Here is a 471-nt window from a genome sequence, read left to right as displayed (position 1 = left end):
AACCTGTACTGAGCTTTTCTTCAATATCGTGAAAACATGCACCGTAAGGATGTAACTCAGGATCAACGCCTTTCCAAACGCAATAATCGTATTCCTTGGCTGAAGGCAGGCCATCCAACAACTCATAGCCATATGTTCCAACCATCGCATGTGACACCCAAGTCAAATCCGCATCGGGTAAACCCGTCGGTTTTAACATATCAACAGGATTATCCACAAGCCATTTTGCCGCGACATGATGCGCATCTTTCGTCATAACGCGTAAATCCGCCAATGCGGCTTGGACATTGAGTTCATCCGCAATCAGATGACCTTCGGCAACAGGTAATTCTTTCGGGCACAAAGGCGTAAACGTTTTTTGTGCATCTACATCGATAGAAACAATCATGTATTAATTTAACCTATTGATTTTATTTTAAATAATTTAAATTATTCATTTATTGCCAATGTACGGACATTTGGAATAAATGC

Annotated in this window: 1 pseudogene; it reads right to left on the bottom strand. The window is 40.8% G+C overall.

Annotation, left to right across the window (positions count from 1 at the left end):
• Window positions 1–388: pseudogene (locus tag ACTHS3_RS16895) on the bottom strand (nicotinamidase); the annotation flags it as partial.
• Between the last annotated feature and the right edge of the window lie 83 nt (window positions 389–471).

Source organism: Neisseria sp. P0009.S007, from assembly GCF_051962515.1.
The sequence above is the reverse complement of the archived record's forward strand: the minus strand, read 5'-3'. Positions and strand labels throughout refer to the sequence as shown.